Here is a 24647-nt window from a genome sequence, read left to right as displayed (position 1 = left end):
AAGCCCGATAGGATAGGCCAGCTTCCGAAGTGGCTCTAGATTGCAGGTTTCAGGACTATGCTCCAGGACTGGCAACGTACCAAGCCATAACAATAATAATGGGGGAAAGGTCTATGAATGAGCCTGTCATGGCTGTGGGCCGCTGCCGGCCGCCGATGCTGCGCAGAATCGCGTTGCTGGCTTCGGCGCTCTCGCTGCTGGGCTCTGCGGTGTTGTCGGCACCGGTGATGGCCGTTGCGGCGTCGACGTCCGATGTCATCTATTCCGTCGAATCGGCCAAGGCCAGCAAAACCCTGATGCTCGATGTGGTCCATGCCGGCCAGCGCCTGGTGGCGGTCGGTGATCGTGGGCACATTGTCTATTCCGACGACCAGGGCACGTCCTGGACCCAGGCCAAGGTGCCGAGCCGCCAACTGCTCACCGCGGTGTTTTTCGTCGACGACAAGCACGGCTGGGCCGTGGGGCACGATGCGCAGATCCTCGCCAGCGACGACGGTGGCAGCACCTGGACCAAGCAATACGAAGACCTCACCCGTGAAGCGCCGCTGCTGGATGTCTGGTTCAAGGACGCCAGCAACGGGTTTGCCGTGGGTGCCTACGGCGCGCTGCTGGAAACCACCGACGGCGGCAAGCACTGGGAAGACGCCAGCGACCGCCTCGAAAACGAAGACCAGTTCCACCTCAATGCGATCGCGGCCGTGAAAGACGCCGGGCTGTTCATTGTCGGCGAGGCCGGCAGCATGTTCCGCTCCGCCGACGAGGGCCAGACCTGGGAGAAGGTCGAAGGTCCGTACGAAGGCTCGCTGTTCGGGGTCATCGGCACCGCCCAACCTTCGACGCTGCTGGCCTACGGCTTGCGCGGCAACCTGTACCGTTCCACCGATTTTGGCGGCACCTGGGAGCAGGTCGAGCTCAAGGCCGCCCGGGGCAGCCTGGAATTCGGCCTGTCGGGTGCCACGCTGCTGGCGGACGGTTCCATCGTGATTGTCGGCAACGGCGGCAGCGTGGTGCGCAGTACCGACGACGGCGAGACCTTCAGCGTGTTCAACCGTCCGGACCGAATCTCCGTGGCGGCCGTCACGGCGGCAGGCAACGGCAACCTGATCCTGGCGGGGCAAGGCGGCGTGCGCGCCACCACGTCCACCGGCGCCGAACTGAGCAAATGAGTCAGGCCTGCAAGACGGGCATAAAAACAAGAAGGCGGACCCCATGAGCAGTCATCATCAAGACAAGGCGACGTTCCTCGAGCGCCTGATTTTCAACAACCGCCCGGCAGTGATCGTCATTTGCCTGCTGGTCAGCATTTTCCTGTTCTGGCAGGCCACGCTGATCCGCCCCTCCACCAGTTTCGAAAAAATGATCCCCCTCGAGCACCCCTTCATCCAGAAGATGCTCGAGCACCGCAACGACCTGGCGAACCTGGGCAACACGGTGCGCATTTCCGTGGAAGCCACCAATGGCGACATTTTCTCCAAGGACTACATGGAGACCCTGCGCCAGATCCACGACGAGGTCTTCTACATCTCCGGTGTCGACCGTTCCGGGCTCAAGTCGTTGTGGAGCCCCAGCGTGCGCTGGACCGAAGTGACGGAGGAGGGCTTCGCCGGCGGCGAGGTGATCCCCCAGAGCTACAACGGCTCGGCCGACAGCCTCGACCTGCTGCGCAACAACGTGCTCAAGTCCGGCCAGGTCGGGCGCCTGGTGGCCAACGACTTCAAGTCGAGCATCATCGACATCCCGCTGCTGGAGTCCTATCCGGACCCGCAGGACCAGGGCAAATTGCTCGCCCTCGACTATCGGAAGTTTTCCCACGAGCTTGAAGACAAGATCCGCAACAAGTTCGAAGCCCAGAACCCGAATGTGCAGATCCATATCGTCGGTTTCGCCAAGAAAGTCGGTGACCTGATCGACGGCCTGGTCATGGTGGTGCTGTTCTTCGGCGTGGCCTTCGTCATTACCCTGATCCTGTTGTACTGGTTCACCAACTGCATGCGCAGCACCGTGGCGGTGTTGACCACCACCCTGGTGGCGGTGGTCTGGCAACTGGGGCTGATGCACGCCGCCGGTTTCGGCCTGGATCCGTACTCGATGCTGGTGCCGTTCCTGATCTTCGCCATCGGCATTTCCCACGGGGTACAGAAAATCAATGGCATCGCCTTGCAGTCCAGCGAGGCGGACAACGCCCTGACGGCGGCGCGGCGTACCTTCCGCCAGTTGTTCCTGCCGGGGATGATCGCGATCCTGGCGGACGCCGTGGGCTTCATCACCTTGCTGATCATCGACATCGGCGTGATCCGCGAACTGGCCATCGGCGCCTCCATCGGCGTGGCGGTGATCGTGTTCACCAACCTGATCCTGCTGCCGGTGGCGATCTCCTACGCTGGCATCAGCAAGCGTGCGGTGGAGCGCAGCAAGAAAGATGCGACCCGCGAACATCCGTTCTGGCGCCTGCTGTCGAACTTCGCCAGCGCCAAGGTCGCGCCGGTGTCCATTGCCCTGGCGGTGCTCGCCTTTGGCGGTGGCCTCTGGTACAGCCAGAACCTGAAGATCGGCGACCTGGACCAGGGCGCGCCGGAACTGCGTCCGGACTCGCGCTACAACCAGGACAACAACTTCATCATCAGCAATTACTCCACCAGCTCCGATGTGCTGGTGGTGATGGTCAAGACCAAGGCCGAAGGCTGCTCGCGCTATGAAGCCATGGCCCCCATCGACGAATTGATGTGGAAGATGCAGAACACCGAGGGCGTGCAGTCGGCGATTTCCCTGGTGACCGTGTCCAAGCAGATGATCAAGGGCATGAACGAGGGCAACCTGAAATGGGAGACCCTGTCGCGCAACCCTGATGTGCTGAACAACTCCATCGCCCGGGCCGATGGCCTGTACAACAACAGCTGCTCCCTGGCGCCGGTGCTGGTGTTCCTCAACGACCACAAGGCCGAGACCCTGGACCGCGCGGTGAAGGCGGTGCAGGACTTCGCCAAGGAAAACAACCGCGATGGCCTGGAGTTCATCCTCGCCGCCGGTAACGCCGGCATCGAGGCGGCCACCAATGAAGTGATCAAGGAATCGGAACTGACCATCCTGATCCTGGTGTACATCTGCGTGGCGACCATGTGCATGATCACCTTCCGTTCCTGGGCGGCGACGCTGTGCATCGTGCTGCCGCTGGTACTGACGTCGGTACTGGGCAACGCCCTGATGGCTTTCATGGGCATCGGTGTGAAAGTCGCGACGCTGCCGGTGGTCGCGCTTGGCGTCGGGATCGGCGTGGACTATGGCATCTACATCTATAGTCGCCTGGAAAGCTTCCTGCGGGCCGGGTTGCCGTTGCAGGAGGCTTACTACCAGACGCTGAAATCCACCGGCAAGGCGGTGCTGTTCACCGGTTTGTGCCTGGCCATCGGCGTGTGCACCTGGATCTTCTCGGCCATCAAGTTCCAGGCCGACATGGGCTTGATGTTGACGTTCATGTTGCTGTGGAACATGTTCGGTGCGCTGTGGCTGTTGCCGGCGCTGGCGCGGTTCCTGATCAAGCCGGAGAAACTGGCGGGGCAGAAGGGCAATTCGTTGTTTGCCCACTGATGAGGGGCAGCCCTAGGGGCAAGCCAATGTGGGAGCGAGCTTGCTCGCGATAGCGGTGTGACAGTCAATGAAGGTGTTGACTGTCCGTCAGCCATCGCGAGCAAGCTCGCTCCCACAGGTTTTTTCTCGCGCTCAGTGACTGATCACTTCGGCCTGCAAGCCCTGGCCATCAAGGCGCCAAGGGCAAGAACCTGCTCTGCGCCAACGACTTGCCGAGCTGTCCTCGATGCACGTTCACCACCGCATAAGGGCTGGTGGCCTTGGCCAGCAGGGAGTGGTAGTGCTCCTTGCGTTGTTCCTTGGTCTTCAGGTGCGCGACGCTGAAATTGTCCTTCGGTGTGTCAGCCGTTTCGTAGTGAAAATGCGCATACCAGAGGGGAGAGCCATTACGGTCGTTGATGGCGTACTCCTGGAGGAAATCCTTGCGGCTTCCTTTCAAGGCCGTGCGTTCGCCGAGACGTGCGACTTGTATCAGGTTCTTTTCGAACAGGAACCGCAGGTTGCCGTCGGTAGGCGGCAATTGCAGGCTCAATTCGGTGCGCAGGGCACTGCCCTTGGCGGTCAGGCTGGATACCGCGTCTGACAACTGTTGGCTCAGTGCCTGGTCTGCCGGGGTAAGCGGGGTTTGCGCTGCGGTGAACGCCCGGTCGAGTTCCTCGGCAAGCTTGCGAAACCGACTCGCCTCGTTGTTCATGATCTCCTCGATTTCCTGAGGATGGCGGCAGTTTTTCTTGTAGCTTTCAGTGCGGTGCATGCGTGCGTCCAGCTCGTCGAGCAGTTTTCGCGCATCGGCCTTGATCGCCTTGACCGATCTTGTCTCGGGTGCCGGGGCCGGGCGACGTACTTCGACGACATCCCAGACATCATCATGGCGGGAATAGGTGGCGAGGATCTCGTCATCGACTTGCGAGCGCAGCTCGACGACTTCAATCGGCAAGGAGGTGCCGGCCGGTTTCAGGTCGCCAATCAAGACGCCATTGTGGCGGGTCCTGATCAGCTTTTTCTGGGCGTGTGCAGCGGCTGGCCTGGGGCGTTTCGGCGGGCGTTTGCGTGGTTTTGGCTCGGGTTTGATTTCGGCGGCGAGTTTGCCCGACACCTCCTGGTAAAGACTGTCGACCAACTTGACCAGCCTGTCGAAATAGGACGCGTGGATATCGTCGGGGTAGAGGGTCTTGACCCCTTGCAACGCATCCAGGGTCTTGCCATAGCGCTCGGTCAGGCTTGTCAGGATGTCGAGTTGTTCCTGCGGCGTCAGCTCATACAGCCGTAGCTCGCTGTGGGAGCGCGTTTGTTCCCCCAGCGGTACGACGATGCGAAGCAGGACGGCGGGCACGTCCGATTGGGGATTTTTGATCGACAGCATGGGAAGCGTAGAAAGTTGCAGGGCTTTGCGGCTGATGGCATTGCCTTCGTTCAACGGACGGTCCCTGGTCAGGCGTTCGAACGCCTGGGCGCCATCGGCATCGAAGTTCAAGAGGCGCTCAAGGTATTCGTCCTTGAGTTCCAGCCAGTAGATCGCTCGATCATTGATGTCGCTCATGAGGTCGAGGAACTTGATGTAGTCCTGCATGTGGTGGGTAAGGACTTCCTGGACATCGCTTTCTGCTCGAAACCTGGGGTCCCTGTTCTTGGCGGCTATGTAATCCATTTCGGTGACCACGACGGCCTTACGGGCATTGTTGATCACGTTTTCAAAGAGTCCGCGCATGTACTTAGGTGTAAGCCCGATACCCAGGCTGGCGCGTTCGGACGCACTCTTCATCAGTTTCAAATAAACTTCGGTCTGCTCCTGGAGCAGGTCATGGAATATTTTGCGTTTCGGCTCCCGCTGCGCTTCGGTGTAAGTGCTGCCTTCCTGGAGCCTTGTCATCACTTGCTGGGCCACGTCGAGGGCTTTCTGTCGATCGTCTTCCTGCGCCACCCACTGGTTGAGTTCCTCGGTCAATTCCCCGATACGCTGCAGATTGGCACGACGCTGTGCATCCATCCGCTTGGGCGGTGCACCGCCCAGCAGGCGCAGACGCAGATCGAGGGACCAGCGGCCCTGGCGGTCGGCTTTCAACGGCGGGCCGTTGCGGCTGGGGTCGAGTGGGTCGACGATGGTCGCGCTGCCGTCCGCTTCAGGGTTGACCTGATACAGAACGTCTTCGACCTCGGCATGCCATTTGTTGTCGATCACGTACAAACCCTTGTACGGGCCATATCCGATGGGTTCGGGCATTGCCGGAGGACGCAGTGCCTGCAAGCGCAGCAGCCGGGTGCGTTGTTCCGGTGTCAGGCGCTGGCCGGCGCTGGCGAAACTGAAGTCCAGGCGTCTACTGGCAGCTTCGGTGTGGGCGCCAGGCACGGCGATGGTTCCCTCCGCCACGGTGGGCGGCGCTGGCGCTGGCCACTGCTCGGCAATGGTGCGTGGCGACGGGGGACGCATGGCTTGCTCCTTCAGCGATGGGGCCAGCGCCGCACGGGTGACCGGCGCATGACCGGTGGGCAGTTGGCTCATCAGCATGGCCAGGTTGACGAGCAGGTCGACGGCGGCCAGCTCCCGCGCCACCGGGTCCTCGCTGATCAGGGCTGGAATGTCCTGTTGGGCACTGGCCATCAGGTTCCATAGCCAAGCAGTGGTCATGACCGGACCGCGCAACAAAGGGAACAGCAGCGTGTTGAACAACAGGCCGCCGCCCTGGAGCAACACCGCCCAGCGGCTCTCGCTGTTGGACACCGAGTTCCGGTCGGCCTGGGTGACCAGGGCCTGGGCATTGCAGCCATAGAGGTATTGCATGAGCTCGCCGTTGTGCAGCGCTTGCAGCAGTTCGTCGTGGGTATCCTGCGTGGCGAGTGTGGCCGGGGCGGGTTTGTCGGGGGCGCTGAACTCGTCACCGGGAAAGAACCGCACGATGTGTGGCTCCAGGAAACCGCCGTTGGCGTACACCGGGCGGGCGGCGTCGGACAGCCAGGTCAGGACGCTGTTCTGCAGATCCCCGGCGGCGGCAATGGCCTGGAGCAGCGCCTCCCGTGTCGGGAACTCTTGCAGCGCAGGGGCGTAAAGCGGCCGATACAGCAGGTGCGGGCCGGTGGTGGTGTCCTGCGCTTCGATCAGGAACATGTTGGTCACGGTATCGGGCTGTGCCTGGGGCTTGCGCACCAAACCCAGGTGGCGAATGACCACCGGGCGACCGTTGACCTGTTGGTTCGCCGCGTCAGGCTGGAGAACGGCTTCAAGCAGGCGCAGGCCTTGGACAGTCATGCCGTTTTCGTTGTCCAGCCGCTGTTTCAGCGCCTCGAGGGCCAGTTGTGCAGGGATCTGTTCGGCGAACATCCGTTGGCGGTTCTTTGCCTGGGGCGAGCCACCGAGCAGGTGCTGTTGCAGGTAGCGAGGATAGGTCGTGCCAATGTCGACCTGCTCGACCAGCCCGGTCACGAAGTCCGGGGTCAACCAGGTCGGCAGCGTCAGGCCCAGGCGATGGCTGAGCGTGAAGTGGCCGCTGGGACGGGCGACGAGATTGTGGATGGCCAGTTCGGTCAGGCTCATCTGCCGCTTCTCGCTGAGGCCGATGGTCCCGGGGTAGCCTGCGGAAACGGTGAAGGTCAGCAGCACATCGTTGGGTTGGTATTGGCTCGATGACACCTTGCCCGGGCTGCTGTCGTTCGTTTGCCCCATGGCGCTGGACAAGGCACTGGCGGTGAAGGCCTTGATGTCCTCGATGCCGCTGAGGAAGCTCTGGCCCTGGTGGCGTTTTTTGGCACTGGCCAGGGCCAGGCTGTAGTGCTGGAGCGTCGTCTGGTCGGCGATGGAGCTTTTTTTCAGCCAGCGGGGCAGCAAGGGAGCCAGGCGTGCCGAGGTTTGCGGCGAGAGTCGGGGGGCTTCCAGCAGGTAGCGAGCCGGGTCGCTCAAGTCGTTGTAGAGGTTCTTCAGGCTTTGCAGGTCGATCCCGGCGGGCAGTTGTACAGCCTTCAGGTCGGCCAGTTGTTGCTCCAGCAGCATCGCCGCCTGGCTCTCGAAGACGTCGCCGCTTATCTCGTAGCGCTGGCAGGTGACGGTGTCGACGGTGTAACGGCTGGCGATCGATGCGCCCCAATGCCGATTGAAGGCTTCCAGGGAGGCAAAGGATTGCACGGCGCTGCCGGGACTGCACAGCAGGAAGTCGGTGGTGCCTTTCGTGGCGCGGACCAGGAGGATCTCGCTGCCGACCAGTACGCTGCTGGTCGTGCCCCGGGTGATCCGGGTTTCCAGGTTGTAGGCATACACAGGCGCCTGTCGGTCGAGACAAAAGCGCCGTTCCCGGTCCGGCCAACGGACGACCTGGTCAAGGGCTTCGCGGGCCGTGTCAGCGAGCCCGGGCTGTTGCAGCCCATGGATGCTCAGCATGTTCCTCAGCACATCGCTGAGCCAGCGCCAGCGGTTGCTGCGGCTGTTCGCACCGGTTGCGTCAATGTCGTCGCCCCAGTAACGGACCAGCGCATCCTCCAGCCCGAGCGGTACGCTCCAGGCCAGTTCCAGCAGCGAGTTCTTGATGACCTGGATGTCCACTTCCTGGTTGCCTGCCCGGAGCCGGTGGGGTGGGGTGTCGGAGAGAAAACAGTCCAGGTTGCCCCGTGGGCTGAAATCCATGGGTGTGCCAACGGCCAGGTGATCGAGCACCACGGGCATGAACGGCTGGAATTGCCAGGCGCGTCCGGTGGCGTCCGGAGTCGCCAGTTGGACGGTGGAGAGGTCGATGTCCAGCCAGGGGTATGTTCGCTTGATAGCTTGTTCGAGCATGCGTTGCGCGATTTGTTCGAAGGTCGGGTGACTGGCGAATTGCAGGCTGACGCTTTGCGTCAACGCAGGGATGGAGTCTGCGGAGGAGGGAGCGGTCATGAGAAGTCCTTTTCACAAAACATGGCCGTCGGGATGACGGCGAGAAAAGTATCGACTTCTCGCTGTGGTGCGGGTGGTACATAAATACCACCCGCTGAGAATAATGCCGGTCAGTCAGTCAAGCCAAACCTCGTAGGAGCAAAGCTGCTCAGTCAAGCCACGACCCTGTGGGAGCAAAGCTTGCTCGCGACAGTGGACTGGAGTGCGCCCCATCGCGAGCAAGCTTTGCTCCCACAAGTCTGACCTTATCAGGCGGGATCGTTGCCCAGCACGACGTTCAGCGCGCTACGGGCATCGTCCAGTTGCACCAGGGTGGCGTGGCGGGCACCGAGGGCATCGCGGTTCTCGATGGCGGTGAGGATCGCCTTGTGCCGTGGCATCGCCAGCTCGTGCAGGTTGGGCCGCTGGTTGGAGTGCTTGAGGGCTTCGGCGATGGCCACCGACAACATGTTGCACAGGTTGGCGAGCAGGTCGTTGTGGGTGGCGTCGGCGATGCGGCTGTGGAAGTCCAGGTCTGGTTGCAGCACGGCCTCCGGGGTCGGGGCGGCTTCCATGCGTTGGTAGGCTTCACGGATAGCGGCGATGTCGGCCTCGTCGGCGAACTGTGCGGCGAGGGCGGCGGCGGCCGGCTCGATAATGCTGCGCACGCTGGTCAGCAGGTTGAAGAATTCATTCTGCGGGCTGCTCTGCATCAACCAATGCAGCACATCCGGATCGAGCATGTGCCATTCCCGCCGGGCCTTGACCACCGTGCCTACGCGCGGACGCGAATACACCAGGCCCTTGGCGACCAGCACCCGCGTGGCTTCGCGCAGCACCGGGCGGCTGACCGCATACTCTTCGCACAACAAGGCTTCGGCGGGCAGTTTATCGTCCGGCTTGAAGCGCCCGGAAACGATCTGCATGCCCAGTTCCTGGACGATGCGCGCGTGCATGCTCTTGCGGTCGGAGGGTTTACGGTAATCCATGGGACGCGGCGCGATCCTGTGCGAGGGGAGTGTTGCGCATGATAGCAGGCGCGGCGATGGCGGGTCGCTAGTGCGATTTTTGATTTAGATACAGACCCATTGTGGGAGCGAGCTTTTTGTGGGAGCTGAGCTCGCTCGCGATGAGGCCTTTCCAGTCAACATCTCTGTTGTCTGTGACACCGCTATCGCGAGCAAGCTCAGCTCCCACAAAAGCTTGTTCCCACAAAGGCTTGCTCCCACAGGGGATGGATGGCTTCAGTGGGAGTGGCGTGGTACTTCGGCGCCGCGGCAGCCCACCAGGAAGTCGAAGTCACAACCCTGGTCCGCTTGCAGCACGTGGTCGATGTACAACTGGCGATAGCCACCCACGAGCAGTTGCTGCGGGGGAGCGAGGTCGGCCAGGCGCGCGGCGAGTTCGGCGTCGGGGATGTCCAGGTGCAGGCGACCGCTGGCGCAGTCGAGCTCGATCCAGTCGCCTTCCTTCACTGCTGCCAGAGGTCCGCCGGCCGCTGCTTCCGGTGCCACGTGCAGCACCACGGTGCCGTAGGCGGTGCCGCTCATGCGCGCATCGGAAATCCGCACCATGTCCGTCACGCCCTGGGCCAGCAGCTTGGCCGGCAAGCCCATGTTGCCCACTTCGGCCATGCCCGGATAACCCTTGGGCCCGCAGTTCTTCATCACCAGGATCGAGTTGGCGTCCACGTCCAGTTCCGGGTCGTTGATCCGGGCCTTGTACTCGTCGAAGTTCTCGAACACCACGGCGCGACCGCGATGCTGCATCAGTTCGGCGGTGGCGGCGGACGGCTTGAGCACCGCCCCCAGTGGCGCCAGGTTGCCGCGCAGCACGCAGATACCGCCATCGGCGCGGATCGGGTTGTCCAGGGTGCGGATGACTTCGTCCTGGCCGTAGATCGGCGCGTCCTTGGTGTTCTCGCCGAGGCTCTTGCCGTTGACCGTCAGGGCATTCGGATTGGGAATCAGATTGGCCTCGCCGAGACGCCGCAGCACGGCGGGCAGACCGCCGGCGTAGTAGAACTCTTCCATCAAAAAGCGCCCGGACGGTTGCAGGTCGACGATGGTCGGCATGCCGCGACCGATGCGGGTCCAGTCGTCCAGGTCCAACTGCACGCCGATGCGTCCGGCAATGGCCTTGAGGTGGATCACCGCGTTGGTGGAACCGCCGATGGCGGCGTTGACGCGGATGGCGTTTTCGAAGGCTTCCTTGGTCAGGATCTTCGACAGCTTGAGGTCTTCACGGACCATTTCCACTGCGCGCATGCCGGACATATGGGCCAGCACATAACGCCGTGCATCCACGGCCGGAATCGCTGCGTTGTGGGGCAGGGAGGTGCCGAGGGCTTCGGCCATGCAGGCCATGGTCGAGGCGGTGCCCATGGTGTTGCAGGTACCGGCCGAGCGGGACATGCCGCCCTCGGCCGCGAGGAAGTCGTCGATGGTGATGGTGCCGGCCTTGACCTGTTCGCTCAATTGCCAGACCACGGTACCCGAACCGATGTCCTGGCCTTTGTGCTTGCCGTTGAGCATCGGCCCGCCGGTGACGACGATGGCCGGGACGTCGCAACTGGCGGCGCCCATCAACAACGCCGGGGTGGTCTTGTCGCAACCGGTGAGCAGCACGACGCCGTCAATCGGGTTGCCGCGAATCGCTTCTTCCACGTCCATGCTCGCCAGGTTGCGGGTCAGCATGGCGGTGGGGCGCAGGTTCGATTCGCCGTTGGAGAACACCGGGAATTCCACCGGGAAGCCCCCGGCTTCGATCACGCCACGCTTGACGTGCTCGGCGATCTGCCGGAAGTGCGCGTTGCACGGCGTCAGCTCCGACCAGGTGTTGCAGATGCCGATGATCGGCTTGCCGTGGAACTGATGGTCGGCGATGCCCTGATTTTTCATCCAGCTGCGGTACATGAAGCCGTTTTTGTCGGCGGTGCCAAACCATTGGGCCGAGCGCAGGGAGGGTTTCTTATCAGACATGATCGATTCTCTTATTGTATGACTATATTGTTCGAGCTTGAGCGTAACATAAGCGCAAATTGCGCGCTTTGGAAGTGTTGTTGGGTAAATAGTATTACTATATAGTCCGATTCAACGGAGGGGTTGTCCTGGCGGTCATTCGCGAGAGAAATCCCCCGAGGTTCCATAACAACAACAATCGGAGACCGGTCCCATGAGCCAGGAATTGCGGCTTATTCGTCGCATTACGCTGAAACTGATTCCCTTCCTGATCCTGCTGTACCTGATCGCCTACGTGGACCGCTCCGCGGTGGGCTTCGCCAAGCTGCACATGGGCGCCGACATCGGTATTGGCGACGCCGCCTACGGCCTGGGTGCCGGGCTGTTTTTCATCGGTTACTTCCTGCTGGAGATCCCCAGCAATCTGATGCTGGAGCGCTTCGGTGCCCGGCGCTGGTTCGCCCGGATCATGATCACCTGGGGCGCCATCACCATTGGCATGGCGTTCGTGCAGGGGCCTCACAGCTTCTATGTGATGCGCTTTCTGCTGGGCGCGGCGGAAGCCGGGTTCTTCCCGGGCGTGCTGTACTACATCACCCAGTGGTTCCCGGTGCGCCATCGCGGCAAGATCCTGGGCCTGTTCATTCTTTCCCAGCCAATCGCCATGATGATCACCGGCCCGGTATCCGGCGGCTTGCTGGGCATGGACGGCATCCTCGGCCTGCACGGCTGGCAGTGGCTGTTCATCGTCATCGGCCTGCCGGCGGTGCTGTTGACCTGGCCGGTGCTGCGTTACCTGCCGGATGGTCCGCAACAAGTGAAATGGATGGACCAGGCCGAGAAGGACTGGCTGACCGGTGAGCTGAAAAAAGATTTGCAGGAATACGGCCAGACCCGCCACGGCAATCCGCTGCATGCCCTCAAGGACAAGCGTGTCTTGCTGCTGGCGCTGTTCTATCTGCCGGTGACCTTGAGCATCTACGGCTTGGGCCTGTGGCTGCCGACGCTGATCAAGCAGTTCGGTGGCAGTGACCTGGTGACTGGCTTTGTGTCGTCGGTGCCGTACATCTTCGGCATCGTTGGCCTGCTGATCATTCCCCGCAGTTCCGACCGCTTGAACGACCGCTACGGTCACCTCGCCGTGTTGTACGTGCTGGGCGCCATCGGCCTGTTCCTCAGCGCCTGGTTGTCGGTGCCGGTGTTGCAACTGGCGGCGCTGTGCCTGGTGGCCTTCGCGCTGTTTTCCTGCACGGCGGTGTTCTGGACTTTGCCAGGGCGTTTCTTTGCCGGCGCCAGTGCGGCGGCGGGTATTGCGTTGATCAACTCGGTGGGCAACCTGGGCGGTTACATTGGTCCGTTCGTGATCGGTGCGCTGAAGGAGTACACCGGTAACCTGGCCTCGGGGCTGTATTTCCTGTCCGGTGTGATGGTGTTCGGCCTGGTGTTGACCGGCGTGGTCTATCGGTTGCTGGAACGCAAGCATGTGCTGCCGGCGGATCAGTTCGCCGCCAGCGCCCGCGGGGCGACGCGTACCTAGATCACTGCACTTAACTGTGGGAGCGAGCTTGCTCGCGATAGCAGTCTCACATTCACCGATGATGTCGACTGTCAGACCGCCATCGCGAGCAAGCTCGCTCCCACAAGGGGGCTGCACCGAATTCAAGTTTTGCTTACAAGGAGAAAAGTTATGCGTTTAGTTCAGTTCGAATTGAGTAACGGCGAACGCCGCGTCGGTGTGGTCGACGGCGATCAGGTGCGCGAAGTGCAGGGCGCCGGTAGCGTGCGCGAGCTGGCGCTGGCGGCCATCGAGGCGGGTGTGAAGCTTGAGCAGCAGGTCGACAGCCTGGGCCTGGGGACGGGTCATGACTACGCCCGGTTGCTCGGTGAGCTGCGCATCCTGCCACCGCTGGACCACCCGGACCCGGCGCACCTGTTGGTCAGCGGTACCGGCCTGACCCACCTGGGCAGCGCGTCGGCCCGGGACAAGATGCACCAGCAGGCCGGCGACGAAGCGACCATGACCGACACCATGCGCATCTTCAAATGGGGGGTGGAAGGTGGTAAACCCCAGGCCGGACAGGCCGGGGTGCAACCGGAATGGTTCTACAAGGGCGACGGCAGCATCGTCGTTCGTCCGGGCCATCCGTTCCCGCTGCCACCCTTTGCCGAAGACGCCGGCGAAGAGCCGGAAATCAGCGGCCTGTATGTCATCGGCCATGACGGCAAGCCCTATCGCCTGGGCTTCGCGGTGGGCAACGAGTTTTCCGACCACGTCATGGAGCGCAAGAATTACCTGTACCTGGCCCACTCGAAATTGCGCAGTTGCAGTTTTGGCCCGGAACTTCGCGTCGGTGAACTGCCTCAACATCTGTCCGGGACCAGTCGTATCTTGCGCAATGGCGAAGTGCTGTGGCAGAACGAGTTCCTCAGCGGCGAGGCGAACATGTGCCACAGCCTCGAGAACCTGGAGTTCCACCACTTCAAGTACAGTCAGTTCCTGCGCCCGGGGGACGTGCACGTTCACTTCTTCGGCACCGCGACCCTGTCGTTCGCCGACGGCATCCGCACCCAGCCAGGGGATGTGTTCGAAATCAGCCAGGCTGAATTCGGCGCGCCGCTGGTCAACGGCATTGCCCCGGTAGACGCGGTGTTCAACCCGGGTACTATCGGCACACTTTAAAGGAGACTTGCGATGAACCAGATCCTTGGCCACAACTACATCGGCGGCGCACGCAGCGCGGCCGGCCAGACTCGCCTGCAAAGCGCCGACGCCAGCACCGGCGAGGCCTTGCCCCATGATTTCATCCAGGCCACGGCCGAAGAAGTCGATGCTGCCGCCAAGGCCGCGGCTGCGGCTTATCCGGCCTACCGAAGCCTGAGCGCGGTGCGCCGGGCCGAGTTCCTCGAGGCCATTGCCGATGAACTGGACGCCTTGGGCGATGAATTCGTGGCCGTGGTCTGCCGTGAAACCGCGTTGCCGGCGGCACGGATCCAGGGCGAGCGCGGTCGCACCAGCGGCCAGATGCGCCTGTTCGCCAAGGTCTTGCGCCGAGGCGATTTCTACGGCGCGCGCATCGACCGGGCATTGCCTGAGCGTACGCCGTTACCGCGTCCGGACCTGCGGCAGTACCGCATCGGCCTGGGGCCGGTGGCGGTGTTCGGTGCCAGTAACTTCCCCCTGGCATTTTCCACCGCCGGTGGCGACACGGCGTCGGCCCTGGCGGCCGGTTGCCCAGTGGTGTTCAAGGCCCACAGCGGCCACATGGCGACCGCCGAGCACGTGGCCGATGCGATCATTCGCGCGGCGGAAAAAACCGCGATGCCGGCTGGCGTGTTCAACATGATCTACGGCGGTGGTGTCGGCGAATGGCTGGTCAAGCATCCGGCGATCCAGGCTGTGGGCTTCACCGGTTCTCTCAAGGGCGGGCGTGCCCTGTGCGACATGGCGGCCGCACGGCCGCAGCCGATTCCGGTGTTCGCGGAAATGTCGAGCATCAACCCGGTGATCGTGTTGCCGCAAGCCCTGGAAACCCGCGCCGAGAGCGTCGCTCGCGACTTGACCGCCTCGGTGGTGCAGGGCTGTGGTCAGTTCTGTACCAACCCGGGCCTGGTGATCGGCATTCGTTCGCCGCAATTCACCGCCTTCACCCAGCAAGTGGCCGCGCTGATTGGTGACCAGGCGCCCCAGACCATGCTCAACGCCGGCACGCTGCAAAGCTACGGCAAGGGCCTGCAGAAATTGCTCGCTCACCCGGGTATCGAGCACCTGGCCGGGCGCGAGCAGCAGGGCAACCAGGCCCAGCCGCAGTTGTTCAAGGCCGATGCCAGCCTGCTGATCAACGGTGACGAGGCGCTGCAAGAAGAAGTGTTCGGCCCGACCACGGTGTTTGTCGAAGTCGCCGACCAGGCACAACTGACCGCCGCGCTGAACGGCCTGCACGGCCAACTGACCGCGACGATGATCGGTGAGCCGGCGGATTTCGAACGGTTCAGCGAATTGACACCGCTGCTGGAACAGAAGGTCGGCCGCATCCTGCTCAACGGTTATCCGACCGGGGTCGAGGTGTGTGATTCGATGGTGCACGGCGGGCCTTACCCGGCGACGTCCGATGCCCGGGGCACCTCGGTGGGCACATTGGCGATCGATCGCTTCCTGCGCCCGGTGTGCTTCCAGAACTATCCCGACAGCCTGCTGCCGGAACCGCTGAAGAATGCCAATCCGTTGGGGATCCTGCGGTTGGTGGATGGGGTGCCGGGGCGCGAGGCGCTCTGACGGCCGCGGTGGGGCAGTTGCATTGAGGTTTGATGGACTGCCGCCATCGCGAGCAAGCTCGCTCCCACACTGGATTTTTTGTGAACACAAGATCTGTATTCACTGAAATCCTAATGGTGGGAGCGAGCTTGCTCGCGATGGCGATCGCCCGGTCAACATCGCTTCTGAAGTGATGGCCCAAGGTCCACTCGCCCATTGGGTTATCATGGCCACTTTCCCAAAGACCGACTGATCACCATGACTGCCGTAACCGCCCCCCTGCTGCAAGCCCTCGAATCCTGCGACATGCTGATTATCGACGGGCTGCACGCATTCAATTTTGAGCTCGACGAGCAGGACCAACTGCACGTCGAGTGCATGAACGGCCGTACCCTCGAGCGCTGGCGTTTCACGCTGGCGCAAATGCAGGCCGCGACGTTCGACAAGGCTTCGAATCACTGGATCATCACCAGTGATTCCGGTGACCACCGTCTGGAATGCGTGGACGCCACCAGCGGCCACGACGATGAGGACGACGAAGATGAAAATGCGTAGTTTCTGGCCGCTGTTGATGGCCGGCAGCCTGGGCGCCATGGGCGTCCAGGCGGACACCGAAGAGCGTCATCAACTGCTGGTGGGGTCTTATACCGCCGGGCAGAGCCAAGGCATCTATCGGTTGCAGTTCGACAGCCGTACCGGCCAGATCGACGCCAACCCCTTGCAAGTGATCAAGACGGACAACCCCTCGTGGCTGACTCTCTCGCCCGACCTGACCCGGCTGTTCGTGGTCAACGAAAACGGTCCGGGCCAGAAAGACCCGGTGGGCAAGGTCAGCAGCTACGCCATCGACCCGAAGACCCATGCCATCAGCCTGATCAACCAGGTGCAATCCCTGGGCAACGAGCCGACGCATTCCAGCCTCAGCGGCGATGGCCGGCATCTGCTGGTCAGCAACTATTCAGTGCTGGAAGACCCGGGCGGCACCTTGGCGGTGTTGCCGGTGGGCGCCGACGGCAAGCTGTCGCCGGTGGTGCAGTTGAGCAGCCATCAACCGAGCCGGGTCAACCCCGAGCGGCAGATGTCGGCCCATGTGCATTCGGCGGTGTCGTCGCCCGATGGCAAGTACGTGTTCGCCAACGACCTGGGGGCGGACAAGGTGTTCATCTACCGCTACGACCCCAAGGCCAATCCCGAGCTGCCGCTGATCGCCGCCGACCCGGCCTTCGTGCAGTTGCCACCTGGCAGCGGACCGCGTCACCTGCTGTTCAGCGCTGACGGCAAGCACGCCTGGCTGACCATGGAAATGAGCGCGCAAGTGGCGGTGTTCGATTACCAGGACGGCCGCCTGACCCAGCGTCAACTGGTCGACCTGGCCGCCGGCAAACCCCAGCCGGGCAGGGCGGCGGCTGCGCTGCATGCTTCCAGGGACGGCAAGTTCCTCTACGTCAGTAACCGTGGCACCACCAACGAAGTGCTGGTGTTCGCCATTGACCCGGCTGCGGGCACGCTCAAAGAGCTGCAGCGGCGCTCGGTCGAAGGCGATCATCCACGGGAGTTCAGCCTCGACCCGAGCGGGAAATTCCTGCTGATTGCCAATCAGAAGAGCAACCAGATCGTGGTGGTCGAGCGCGATCCGAAGAGCGGTCTGCTGGGTAAAACCGTGCAGAAAATGCCGATGGATGCACCGAGCGACTTGAAGTTCATGCTGCGTCAATAGACCGCAGGCCTTGGTTTTCAAGGCCTGCGCCGTTGTATCAACGAGACTGATATTCGCTAGTATTGCAAAGCATTTCAAAGCGAGACGCCTCGGCGCGTAAGTTTGCTCCACGGCCCAACCGGGCAAGTCAGCCAACTGAATCCGAGGTCTACCGCCATGAATCTGAATCTTTTCTCCGTGATCGCCGCTTCCGCCATCTCTGCCACCGTAGCGCTGCCCGCCAGTGCCAGTGTCGAGATCAGCGACAAGAAAAACCGTACCCAGAGCTACACCGAGAAATACCTGCAACAAAGCGCTAACTTCTATGCGGCGCTGGACCACAAGACCCAACACTGAAATCTCGCGCAACGCCTGAAGCCTGCGATCTTTTCATCTTCACTGAACATTCAGGTGAAAGAGAAAAGATCGCAGGCTTCGCCGTTTCTGGAAAAATCCCGCTGTAATATCACTTGGCCATGTGTTTAAATTTGACGCTGACAAATTGACTCCTTCGCAGATAAGGATCGACACCATGGCGATGCGTCTGGCAGTGATGCTGCTGTTTCTCTACTCCACGCCGATTGTCTCGGCGGCCCAACCGGATGCCGGTGAGTTGGAAGTGGCACGTGAGCGCTTATTGAGTCTGCTGAGCGATTGATCGGACCAGGCCGGTTATTGATATTTTGTGGGAGCAAGGCTTGCCCGCGATGAAGGCGATGCGGTCCTTCAGAAATCGAGTCGCCTGTATCGCGGGCAAGCCTTGCTCCCACAGAAATCCCCTCGCCACAAGGGTTTTGTGCAGGGCGTTATTTGGCCATGATCGCCACGAACAGCTCGGACTCCAGGAACCTCTGCAACCAATCCTGTAGCCGGGGATAGGGCGCCTGGGCAAACCAGTCGCGGTCGACGTGGGCGAATTGCCGTATGAAGGGCATCACTGCCACGTCCGCCAGGCTCTGGTGCTCCGCTGCCAGAAACGGCCGGGTTGCAAGCAGTGCCTCCAGGCGACGCAGAAAGTCTTCGCCCTGGCTGCGGTAATGCTCCTTCGGGTACTCGGGGTAGCGCTCGGGGTACTTGTAGCGATTCAAGTGCAGCTTGAACACCTGGTCGTTTTCCTCGATCAACGCCGCCGTCAACGCCTGGCCGTCGGCGTTGTCCCGTAGCCGCCAGTCTTGCGGGTCGTGCTGGGCCAAGGCCCAGCTCATGATCTCCAGGCTTTCATCGATCACCCGGCCATCGACCTGCAGCACCGGCACCGTGCCTTTGCTGGAGAGGGCGAGCATCTCGGCGGGCTTGGCCTTCAGGCTGACTTCGACAATCGTCACCTCGACCGCGCTGTAGCGCAAGGCCATGCGCGTCCGCATCGCGTAGGGGCAGCGGCGGAAGGAATAGAGCGTGGCGCGGCTCATTTCACTTCCACCGTGCTCAACCCGTTGCCCTGACGACGGACCTGGATCTGCACCGGGATCCGCTCGTGCATTTCCTGCACGTGGGAAATCACCGCGACCTTGCGGCCTTGGGCCTGCAAGCCGTCGAGGGCGTCCATCGCCAGTTGCAGCGATTCGGGGTCGAGGCTGCCGAAGCCTTCGTCGATGAACAGCGATTCGATCCTCAATGTGCTCGACGCCATCGAGGCCAGGCCCAGGGCCAGGGCGAGGGAGACCAGGAAGGTTTCGCCGCCGGACAACGAATGCACCGAGCGCAGTTCATCCCCCATTTCCGTGTCCATCACCAGCAGACCGAGCATGCTGCCGCCACGCTTGAGCCGGTAGCGGCGCACCAGTTGTCGCAGTTGGGCATTGGCGTGATGCACCAGCAAGTCGAGGTTGTAGGCCTGGGCCAGTTTGCGGAAGCGGTCGCCGGTAGCCGAGCCGATCAGCGCATCGAGGCGTGCCCAGCGCTGGTATTCGGCGTAGGCCTGTTCGATCTGCTGGGCCAGGGCTTGGTTGGCGTTCTGTCGGCGCTGGTCCTCGGCCTGTTCGGCACGCAGTTCGGCGCAACGCTGTTCGCTGACGGCGAATTGAGTTTGCAGTTCGGCGAGGGCTTCGGCGAGTTGTTCGGGCGCCAGGTTGCCGTTGTGCTGGGCCTGGTGGTTGTGCAGGCGCTGCTCGCGTTCGGTGAGCAATACGCTGGCCTGTTCGATGGCTTTTTCGCTGTTGAGCAAGCGCTGGCGCAACTGGCCGACGTGTTGCTCGTCCAGGCCGAGCAGGGCTTCAAGGGCGGCATCGTCCAGTTCAGGATGGCCGGTGCGCCACTGCGCGATACCCGTGGTCAACGCCTGAAGTTCGTGGTCCAGGGATTGCGCCTGCTCCTGGCGGGCCTTGAGTTCGGCGGCCAGTTGCACAAGGCTGTTGCGCACTTGCTGCAACTGCTGATTGGCCGTCGCCTCGGCCTCCCGGGTCTGTTCCAGGCGCTGGTCGAGTTGTTGTTGCCATTGTTCGGCGCTGAGGTGTTCGCCGAGCAGTTGCGCGAGTTTCTCCTGGCAGGCCTGCTGTTGCTCGCTCAGGGCGCTGAATTGCAGGCGGGCCGCTTCCAGTTGCTGGACGCGGGTCTGCTGGCGGTCCTGCTCTTTCTCCAGGGTCTGCTGGCGCTGGCGTTGTTCGTCCAGTTCGTCGCGCTGCTGTTCCAGTTGCTCCAGGCGTTGGGCAATCTGCTGGTCGAGCTGCAGGAAGGTCGCGGCGGGTTCGCTGCGCAAGGCCTGCAAGGTGTCCGCCGGTAGCAGGGTGCTGAAGTGGTTCAGTTCCTCGTCCAGGCGCTGGCGGTCGCGGGCCAGTGCTTGCTGCTGGTTGCCCAGGTGGTGTGACGCCTGCTGGCTGGCCGTTTCGGCCTCGCGCAGGCGCTGGCCCATGCGTGCGGCGTCCTGTTGCAGGGTCAGCAGGGCGGCTTGGCGTTGTTCGTCCTGGCCGATGCGCAGGTGCAATTGGCTGTTCTGTTGGGCCAGCCAGGCGTCGCGCTTGCTCGCATCCTGGGCCAGCAGTTGCGCCGACAACGGGTGGGCTTCCAGGCTGGGCGCCAGGCTCTGTTGCTGGCTGGCGAGCTGTTCCTGTTGTTGTTTGAGTTCCTTGAGCTGGGCAATGACCCCGCTGTATTGCGCCCGCAGGTCGATGACTTTCTCATTGAGCTGTTCGACGGCTTTGCGGGCGTTGGCCTCTTCGGCTTCATCGAAGCGTCCGAGGTTTTCCAACAGGGCTTCGGGCTGATGATAAGGGTGCTCGACGCTGCCACACACCGGGCAGGGCTGCTCGTCCTGCAACTGTGCGCGCAGTTGTTCGACGCTTTCACTGCGGGCCAGGCGCTGGCGTTCCAGCAGTTCGCGGGTCACGGTCAGGGTCTGTTCGGCGATGGTCAGCTCGGCCTTGGCTTCGCCGCCCTCACGCACCAGGCGGTCACGTTCCTGCAACGCCTGTTGTTGGCGTTGCTCGAGCTCGGCACCCCGTTTGTCCAGTTCTTGCTGACTGGCCCACAGCCGGGTCAGGTCTTCGAAGGCGCGCAGTTGCTTGCGGTTGTCTTGCAGCAGGGTGCCGAGCAATTGGATCTGTTCGGCCACGGCCTCCGGCTCGGCGCCGGCTTCCTTGTACAGCACCTCAAGGTCTTGTCGGCGGCTGGCCAGTTCCTCGGCGGCACGGGCGGCGCCTTGCTCCAGCATGGAGAGTTCGGCCAGGCCCTGGTTCAGGCGATTGCCGATCAGCATCAGTTGTTGGAGGCGGTCGCGATAGGCGTTCCAGGCGTCGCTCAGCGGTGCCAGGTGCGTACTTTGTTCAAGCTCGCCGGCGATTCGCTGCAAGCGCTCGGCCACCTGTTTCTGCTGTTCGAGCAAGGTGTCGATGGCGCGCTGGCCTTCGGTGCACGCTTGTTGCGCCTGGTCCTGGTGCCCGGCGGCCTGGCTGGCGTCCCTGACGAGACGGGCGAGGGTGCTTTGCTCCTCGAAAGCCTGGCGTAATAACGGCGCACTGTCGCTGCTTTGTTGCCGGGCCGCGACCAATGCCAGTTGCGTGACGCCCAGGCCTTTTTCGAGTTCGGCTTGCTGCTGGTGCAGGTCGATTTGCTGCTGGGTGAGCTGCTGGATCTGCGCGGCCAAGGGCTCGAGCTGTCGGCTCAGTTCCGCCTGGCGGATGAACTGATGGCGTTGGGGCGCCAACTGTTCCAGGCGGGTCAGTTTCAGGCGTTCGTCGGCCAGGGCGTGCCAATCGGCCTGGGCCTGTTGCAACTGTTCGGCGGCGCTGGCGTGTTCATCCTGCAATTGGCGCAGGTCGCGCAGCCAGGTGTGTTGCTGCTCCAGTTGCTTGAGTTGCGCCTGTTGGGCCTTGAGTTGTTGCTGGGCGTCGTTGAAGCGCTGGTCGAGCTCGGCCCGGGCTTCGGGGGCCAGCGGGGTGACACCGGTGGCCTGGTCCTGCAGCTGTTTGTGGTTTTCCTTGGCTTGCTTGGCCTTGTCGAAGGCGCGACGACCGAGGCGGGTATACAGGGCGGTGTCGGTGAGTTTTTCCAGCAGTTCGCTGCGGTCGTTGTCATCGGCCTTGAGGAACGCGCTGAACTCGCTCTGGGCCAGCAACACGGCGCGGGTGAACTGCTCGAAGTTCAGGCCAAGGGCGGCTTCGAGCTGGGTCTTGTATTCGCCTTTCTGGCTCGCCAGCAGTTGATCGTTGTCCAGGTCCCGCAGGCTCTGGCGGCTGGCTTGTAATTTGCCGCCGGCCTTTTCCCGGGCGCGATTGGCTTCCCAGCGGGCCCGGTAGCGGCGCCCGTCGAGGCCGCGAAAATCCACTTCGGCAAAACCATCGCCGGTGCCACGGCGCAACAGTGTGCGCGGATCGCCCGTGGCAATCTCGCCATCGACGTCCGGCACCTTGGCATCGCGACCGGTGTTGTTGAGGCGCGGCACAGCGCCGAACAGCGCCAGGCACAAGGCGTCGAGCAGCGTACTCTTGCCGGCCCCGGTGGGACCGGTAATGGCGAACAGGCCGGCGCTGGCCAAGGGTTCGGCGGTGAAATCGATTTCAAACGGCCCGGCCAGGGACGCCAGGTTCTTCAGGCGGATCGCGAGGATCTTCATGGTTGCTCGCTCTCCATCTGCACGTCTTGCAACAGCACGGCAAAGTCCTTGAGGGTCTGTTCATCCACTTCGTTGCCATAGGTGTCCTGCCAGGCGCGGCTGAACAGTTCCTGCGGGCTGAGTTGATCCAGTTCCACCAGCGCGTTGCCGTCATCGGCACTGCCGGTGCCACCGTTGCCGGCGTACTCGGCGGCGATCCGCACCAAGCGCACGGCCTTGCCTTGCAGTGCGGTTTCAACCTGGTGGCGCAGGTCCGGCTGCGGTTCGTCGAGGCGCACCCGCACTTCCAGCCAGGGTTGGCGTTGGACGTCGGCCAACAGGTCGATGTCGGGCAGCTCCTTGAGTTGCCCAAGGATATCGGCCAGGGGGGCCGGGCCCAGGCGTTGCAGGTTGACAGCCCGGGGAATCAGGCGCGGTTCGACCTTGACCAGGGTTTCGCCGTCCAGGGTGATGTCGAGAATCTGATGCTGGTAGCCAATTTCCGAGAATGACAGCGGGATCGGCGAGCCGCTGTAGCGGATGCGCTCTTCGCCGTTGACCTTCTGCGGTTTGTGCAAGTGGCCGAGGGCGACGTAGCTGATGCTCGGGCCGAACAGGCTGGCGGGCAGGGCCTCGGCGTTGCCGATGATCAGGCTGCGCTCGGAGTCCTCGGACACCGAACCGCCGGCCATGTGCGCATGACTGATGGCAATCAGCGCCTGGCCTTTCTTGCGCTTGCTGTTGGCCGCGGCGATCAGCCACTCATGCACCTGGCCGATACCCCGCAGGTAGTCGTCGCCCAGTTGCGCGCCGGTGACTTCGGCGGGACGCAGGAACGGCAGGGCCAGGCACCACGCCTTGACCTTGCCCTTGGCATCGGGCAATGGCAACAACAGGCGCTCGACGTCCAGTTGGCCGTCGTCCAGCCACAACACCCGGCCCAGGGCGTGGGTGCGCAAGCGTCGCATCAGCGGCGCAGGCAGTTCGATTCGCGAGCCGGAGTCGTGGTTGCCGGCGATCATCACGATGGTCAGGTTGGCGTTTTGCTCATGGGCGCTGACGATGAAGTCGTAGAGCCGCTCCTGGGCTTTGACCGGCGGGTTGACGGTGTCGAAGATGTCACCGGCGATCAGCAGTACGTCGGGTTTTTCGTGGGTCAGCTGACGCAGCAGCCAGTCGAGGAAGCAGGCGTGTTCGAAATCGCGTTCCTGACCGTGCAGGTTTTGCCCCAGGTGCCAGTCGGAGGTGTGAAACAGACGCAAGGCAAACTCCAGAAAACAGATGATGGCCGCGGGGAAGAGAAGGGCGGCTAAAAGAAGGAGAGTTTACTGGGAAACGGGGGGGAGGACTTGTTCAACTTCATGGGATCTATTTGAACACGCCCCTGTGGCGAGGGAGCTTGCTCCCGCTGGGCTGCGCAGCGGCCCCTTTTTGCGATTGCTGCGCAATCGAGCGGGAGCAAGCTCCCTCGCCACCAAAGACCTCTCCCGTCCATCCATCAAGCGCGTCCCACTACCCAGCCTCCCGCCAACCCGGCAAAATGCCGGGCATGAAGACACTCCCCACCCTGCCCGCCTGTTGCTCGCCTCTGGATGAACACTGGCTATTGCCCGACGCCCTGCCCGGTACGGTGCTGCTGAGCACCTGCTTCGACCCGTTGCTGTTGGCTGGCACCGACTTTCCCGACAGCGCCATCGAACCACCGGCGAGCATCCAGCGCTCGGTGGCCAAGCGTCAGGCAGAATTCCTGGCCGGGCGAATCTGCGCCCGGGCGGCGTTGCAGCGGCTCGATGGCCTGGCCTGCGTGCCGGCCATCGGCGAAGACCGCGCCCCGGTGTGGCCAGCTCATATCAGCGGCTCGATCACCCACAGCACGGGCCGGGCAGCGGCCATCGTCGCGAAAAAAGACCACTGGCAAGGCTTGGGCATGGACGTGGAAAACCTGCTCGACCCCGAGCGCGCCGAGCGCCTGGCCGGTGAAATCCTCACCTCGCCAGAGTTGCAGCGCATGACCCGGCTCACGCGCGATGACCAGGCCTTGCTGGTGACCCTGACCTTTTCCGTGAAGGAAAGCTTGTTCAAGGCGCTGTATCCCATCGTCAGGCAGCGTTTTTATTTCGAGCATGCCGAGGTGCTGGACTGGACACACGACGGACAGGTGCGGCTGCGCTTGCTGACGGACCTGTCGACCGAATGGCGCCATGGCAGTGAACTGCAGGCGCAGTTTGGGGTGAGGGATGGGCAGTTGTTGAGCCTGGTGGGGATCAGGGCCTGAGGTTTTTGGTGTCTGG

At 62.7% G+C, this 24647-nt stretch carries 16 protein-coding genes; 10 read left to right on the top strand and 6 right to left on the bottom strand.

The window, feature by feature from the left end:
- Positions 1 to 113 precede the first annotated feature (113 nt).
- Together J4E53_RS21520 and J4E53_RS21515 are read left to right on the top strand one after the other, a co-directional pair.
- Positions 114 to 1166, top strand: coding sequence for a YCF48-related protein (locus J4E53_RS21520; RefSeq protein ID WP_060741985.1), 1053 nt, complete (start codon positions 114 to 116; stop codon positions 1164 to 1166).
- 43 nt (positions 1167 to 1209) lie between these two features.
- Positions 1210 to 3585: an RND family transporter gene (locus J4E53_RS21515; RefSeq protein WP_103310146.1), complete on the top strand. Its 2376-nt coding sequence runs from the start codon at positions 1210 to 1212 to the stop codon at positions 3583 to 3585.
- 169 nt (positions 3586 to 3754) lie between these two features.
- On the opposite strand, the gene J4E53_RS21510 is transcribed toward J4E53_RS21515, so the two are convergent.
- The 3 genes from J4E53_RS21510 to J4E53_RS21500 all read right to left on the bottom strand — a co-directional run bounded on the left by J4E53_RS21510 (position 3755) and on the right by J4E53_RS21500 (position 11403).
- The gene (locus J4E53_RS21510) at positions 3755 to 8443 is read right to left on the bottom strand and encodes a dermonecrotic toxin domain-containing protein (protein ID WP_177431731.1); all 4689 of its coding nucleotides are present in this window, start codon (positions 8441 to 8443) and stop codon (positions 3755 to 3757) included.
- 248 nt (positions 8444 to 8691) lie between these two features.
- Positions 8692 to 9411, bottom strand: coding sequence for a FadR/GntR family transcriptional regulator (locus tag J4E53_RS21505; RefSeq protein ID WP_060741988.1), 720 nt, complete (start codon positions 9409 to 9411; stop codon positions 8692 to 8694).
- 255 nt (positions 9412 to 9666) lie between these two features.
- Complete coding sequence (locus J4E53_RS21500; RefSeq protein ID WP_060741989.1) at positions 9667 to 11403, bottom strand: IlvD/Edd family dehydratase; 1737 nt, start codon at positions 11401 to 11403, stop codon at positions 9667 to 9669.
- Between the two features lie 193 nt (positions 11404 to 11596).
- Here J4E53_RS21500 and J4E53_RS21495 point away from each other — a divergent pair, with 193 nt between their 5' ends.
- From J4E53_RS21495 to J4E53_RS30830, 7 genes are all read left to right on the top strand, one after another.
- Positions 11597 to 12919, top strand: coding sequence for an MFS transporter (locus tag J4E53_RS21495; RefSeq protein WP_060741990.1), 1323 nt, complete (start codon positions 11597 to 11599; stop codon positions 12917 to 12919).
- Between the two features lie 150 nt (positions 12920 to 13069).
- Positions 13070 to 14062: an AraD1 family protein gene (araD1, locus tag J4E53_RS21490; protein ID WP_103310145.1), complete on the top strand. Its 993-nt coding sequence runs from the start codon at positions 13070 to 13072 to the stop codon at positions 14060 to 14062.
- A gap of 12 nt (positions 14063 to 14074) precedes the next feature.
- The gene (locus J4E53_RS21485; protein ID WP_103310143.1) at positions 14075 to 15655 is read left to right on the top strand and encodes an aldehyde dehydrogenase (NADP(+)); all 1581 of its coding nucleotides are present in this window, start codon (positions 14075 to 14077) and stop codon (positions 15653 to 15655) included.
- Between the two features lie 237 nt (positions 15656 to 15892).
- Positions 15893 to 16189, top strand: coding sequence for a DUF5629 family protein (locus J4E53_RS21480; RefSeq protein ID WP_177431730.1), 297 nt, complete (start codon positions 15893 to 15895; stop codon positions 16187 to 16189).
- Complete coding sequence (locus tag J4E53_RS21475) at positions 16176 to 17351, top strand: lactonase family protein (RefSeq protein ID WP_103310139.1); 1176 nt, start codon at positions 16176 to 16178, stop codon at positions 17349 to 17351. The genes J4E53_RS21480 and J4E53_RS21475 overlap by 14 nt, the downstream gene beginning before the upstream one ends.
- A gap of 156 nt (positions 17352 to 17507) precedes the next feature.
- Positions 17508 to 17687 carry a hypothetical protein gene (locus tag J4E53_RS21470; protein WP_003202673.1) on the top strand — a complete coding sequence of 60 codons (180 nt, stop codon included), beginning with the start codon at positions 17508 to 17510 and terminating at the stop codon, positions 17685 to 17687.
- Positions 17688 to 17862: 175 nt separating this feature from the next.
- A complete protein-coding gene (locus J4E53_RS30830) occupies positions 17863 to 17988 on the top strand; it encodes a hypothetical protein (RefSeq protein ID WP_256587218.1) in 126 nt (41 codons plus the stop codon).
- Between the two features lie 148 nt (positions 17989 to 18136).
- Here J4E53_RS30830 and J4E53_RS21465 read toward each other — a convergent pair whose 3' ends face one another.
- The 3 genes from J4E53_RS21465 to J4E53_RS21455 are packed head-to-tail and all read right to left on the bottom strand — an operon-like array spanning position 18137 to position 23618.
- A complete protein-coding gene (locus tag J4E53_RS21465; RefSeq protein WP_060741994.1) occupies positions 18137 to 18739 on the bottom strand; it encodes a glutathione S-transferase in 603 nt (200 codons plus the stop codon).
- A complete protein-coding gene (locus tag J4E53_RS21460) occupies positions 18736 to 22377 on the bottom strand; it encodes an AAA family ATPase (protein WP_060741995.1) in 3642 nt (1213 codons plus the stop codon). Before J4E53_RS21460 ends, J4E53_RS21465 begins: the two co-directional genes overlap by 4 nt.
- A complete protein-coding gene (locus J4E53_RS21455) occupies positions 22374 to 23618 on the bottom strand; it encodes an exonuclease SbcCD subunit D C-terminal domain-containing protein (RefSeq protein WP_060741996.1) in 1245 nt (414 codons plus the stop codon). Before J4E53_RS21455 ends, J4E53_RS21460 begins: the two co-directional genes overlap by 4 nt.
- A gap of 287 nt (positions 23619 to 23905) precedes the next feature.
- On the opposite strand from J4E53_RS21455, the gene J4E53_RS21450 reads away from it, so the two are divergent.
- A complete protein-coding gene (locus tag J4E53_RS21450) occupies positions 23906 to 24631 on the top strand; it encodes a 4'-phosphopantetheinyl transferase (RefSeq protein WP_103311090.1) in 726 nt (241 codons plus the stop codon).
- Positions 24632 to 24647 lie beyond the last annotated feature (16 nt).

Source organism: Pseudomonas sp. FW305-28 (genome assembly GCF_017351395.1).
In the GTDB taxonomy this organism is placed as follows: Bacteria; Pseudomonadota; Gammaproteobacteria; order Pseudomonadales; family Pseudomonadaceae; genus Aquipseudomonas; species Aquipseudomonas fluorescens_AA.
This window is presented reverse-complemented; position numbering and strand designations above follow the sequence as displayed.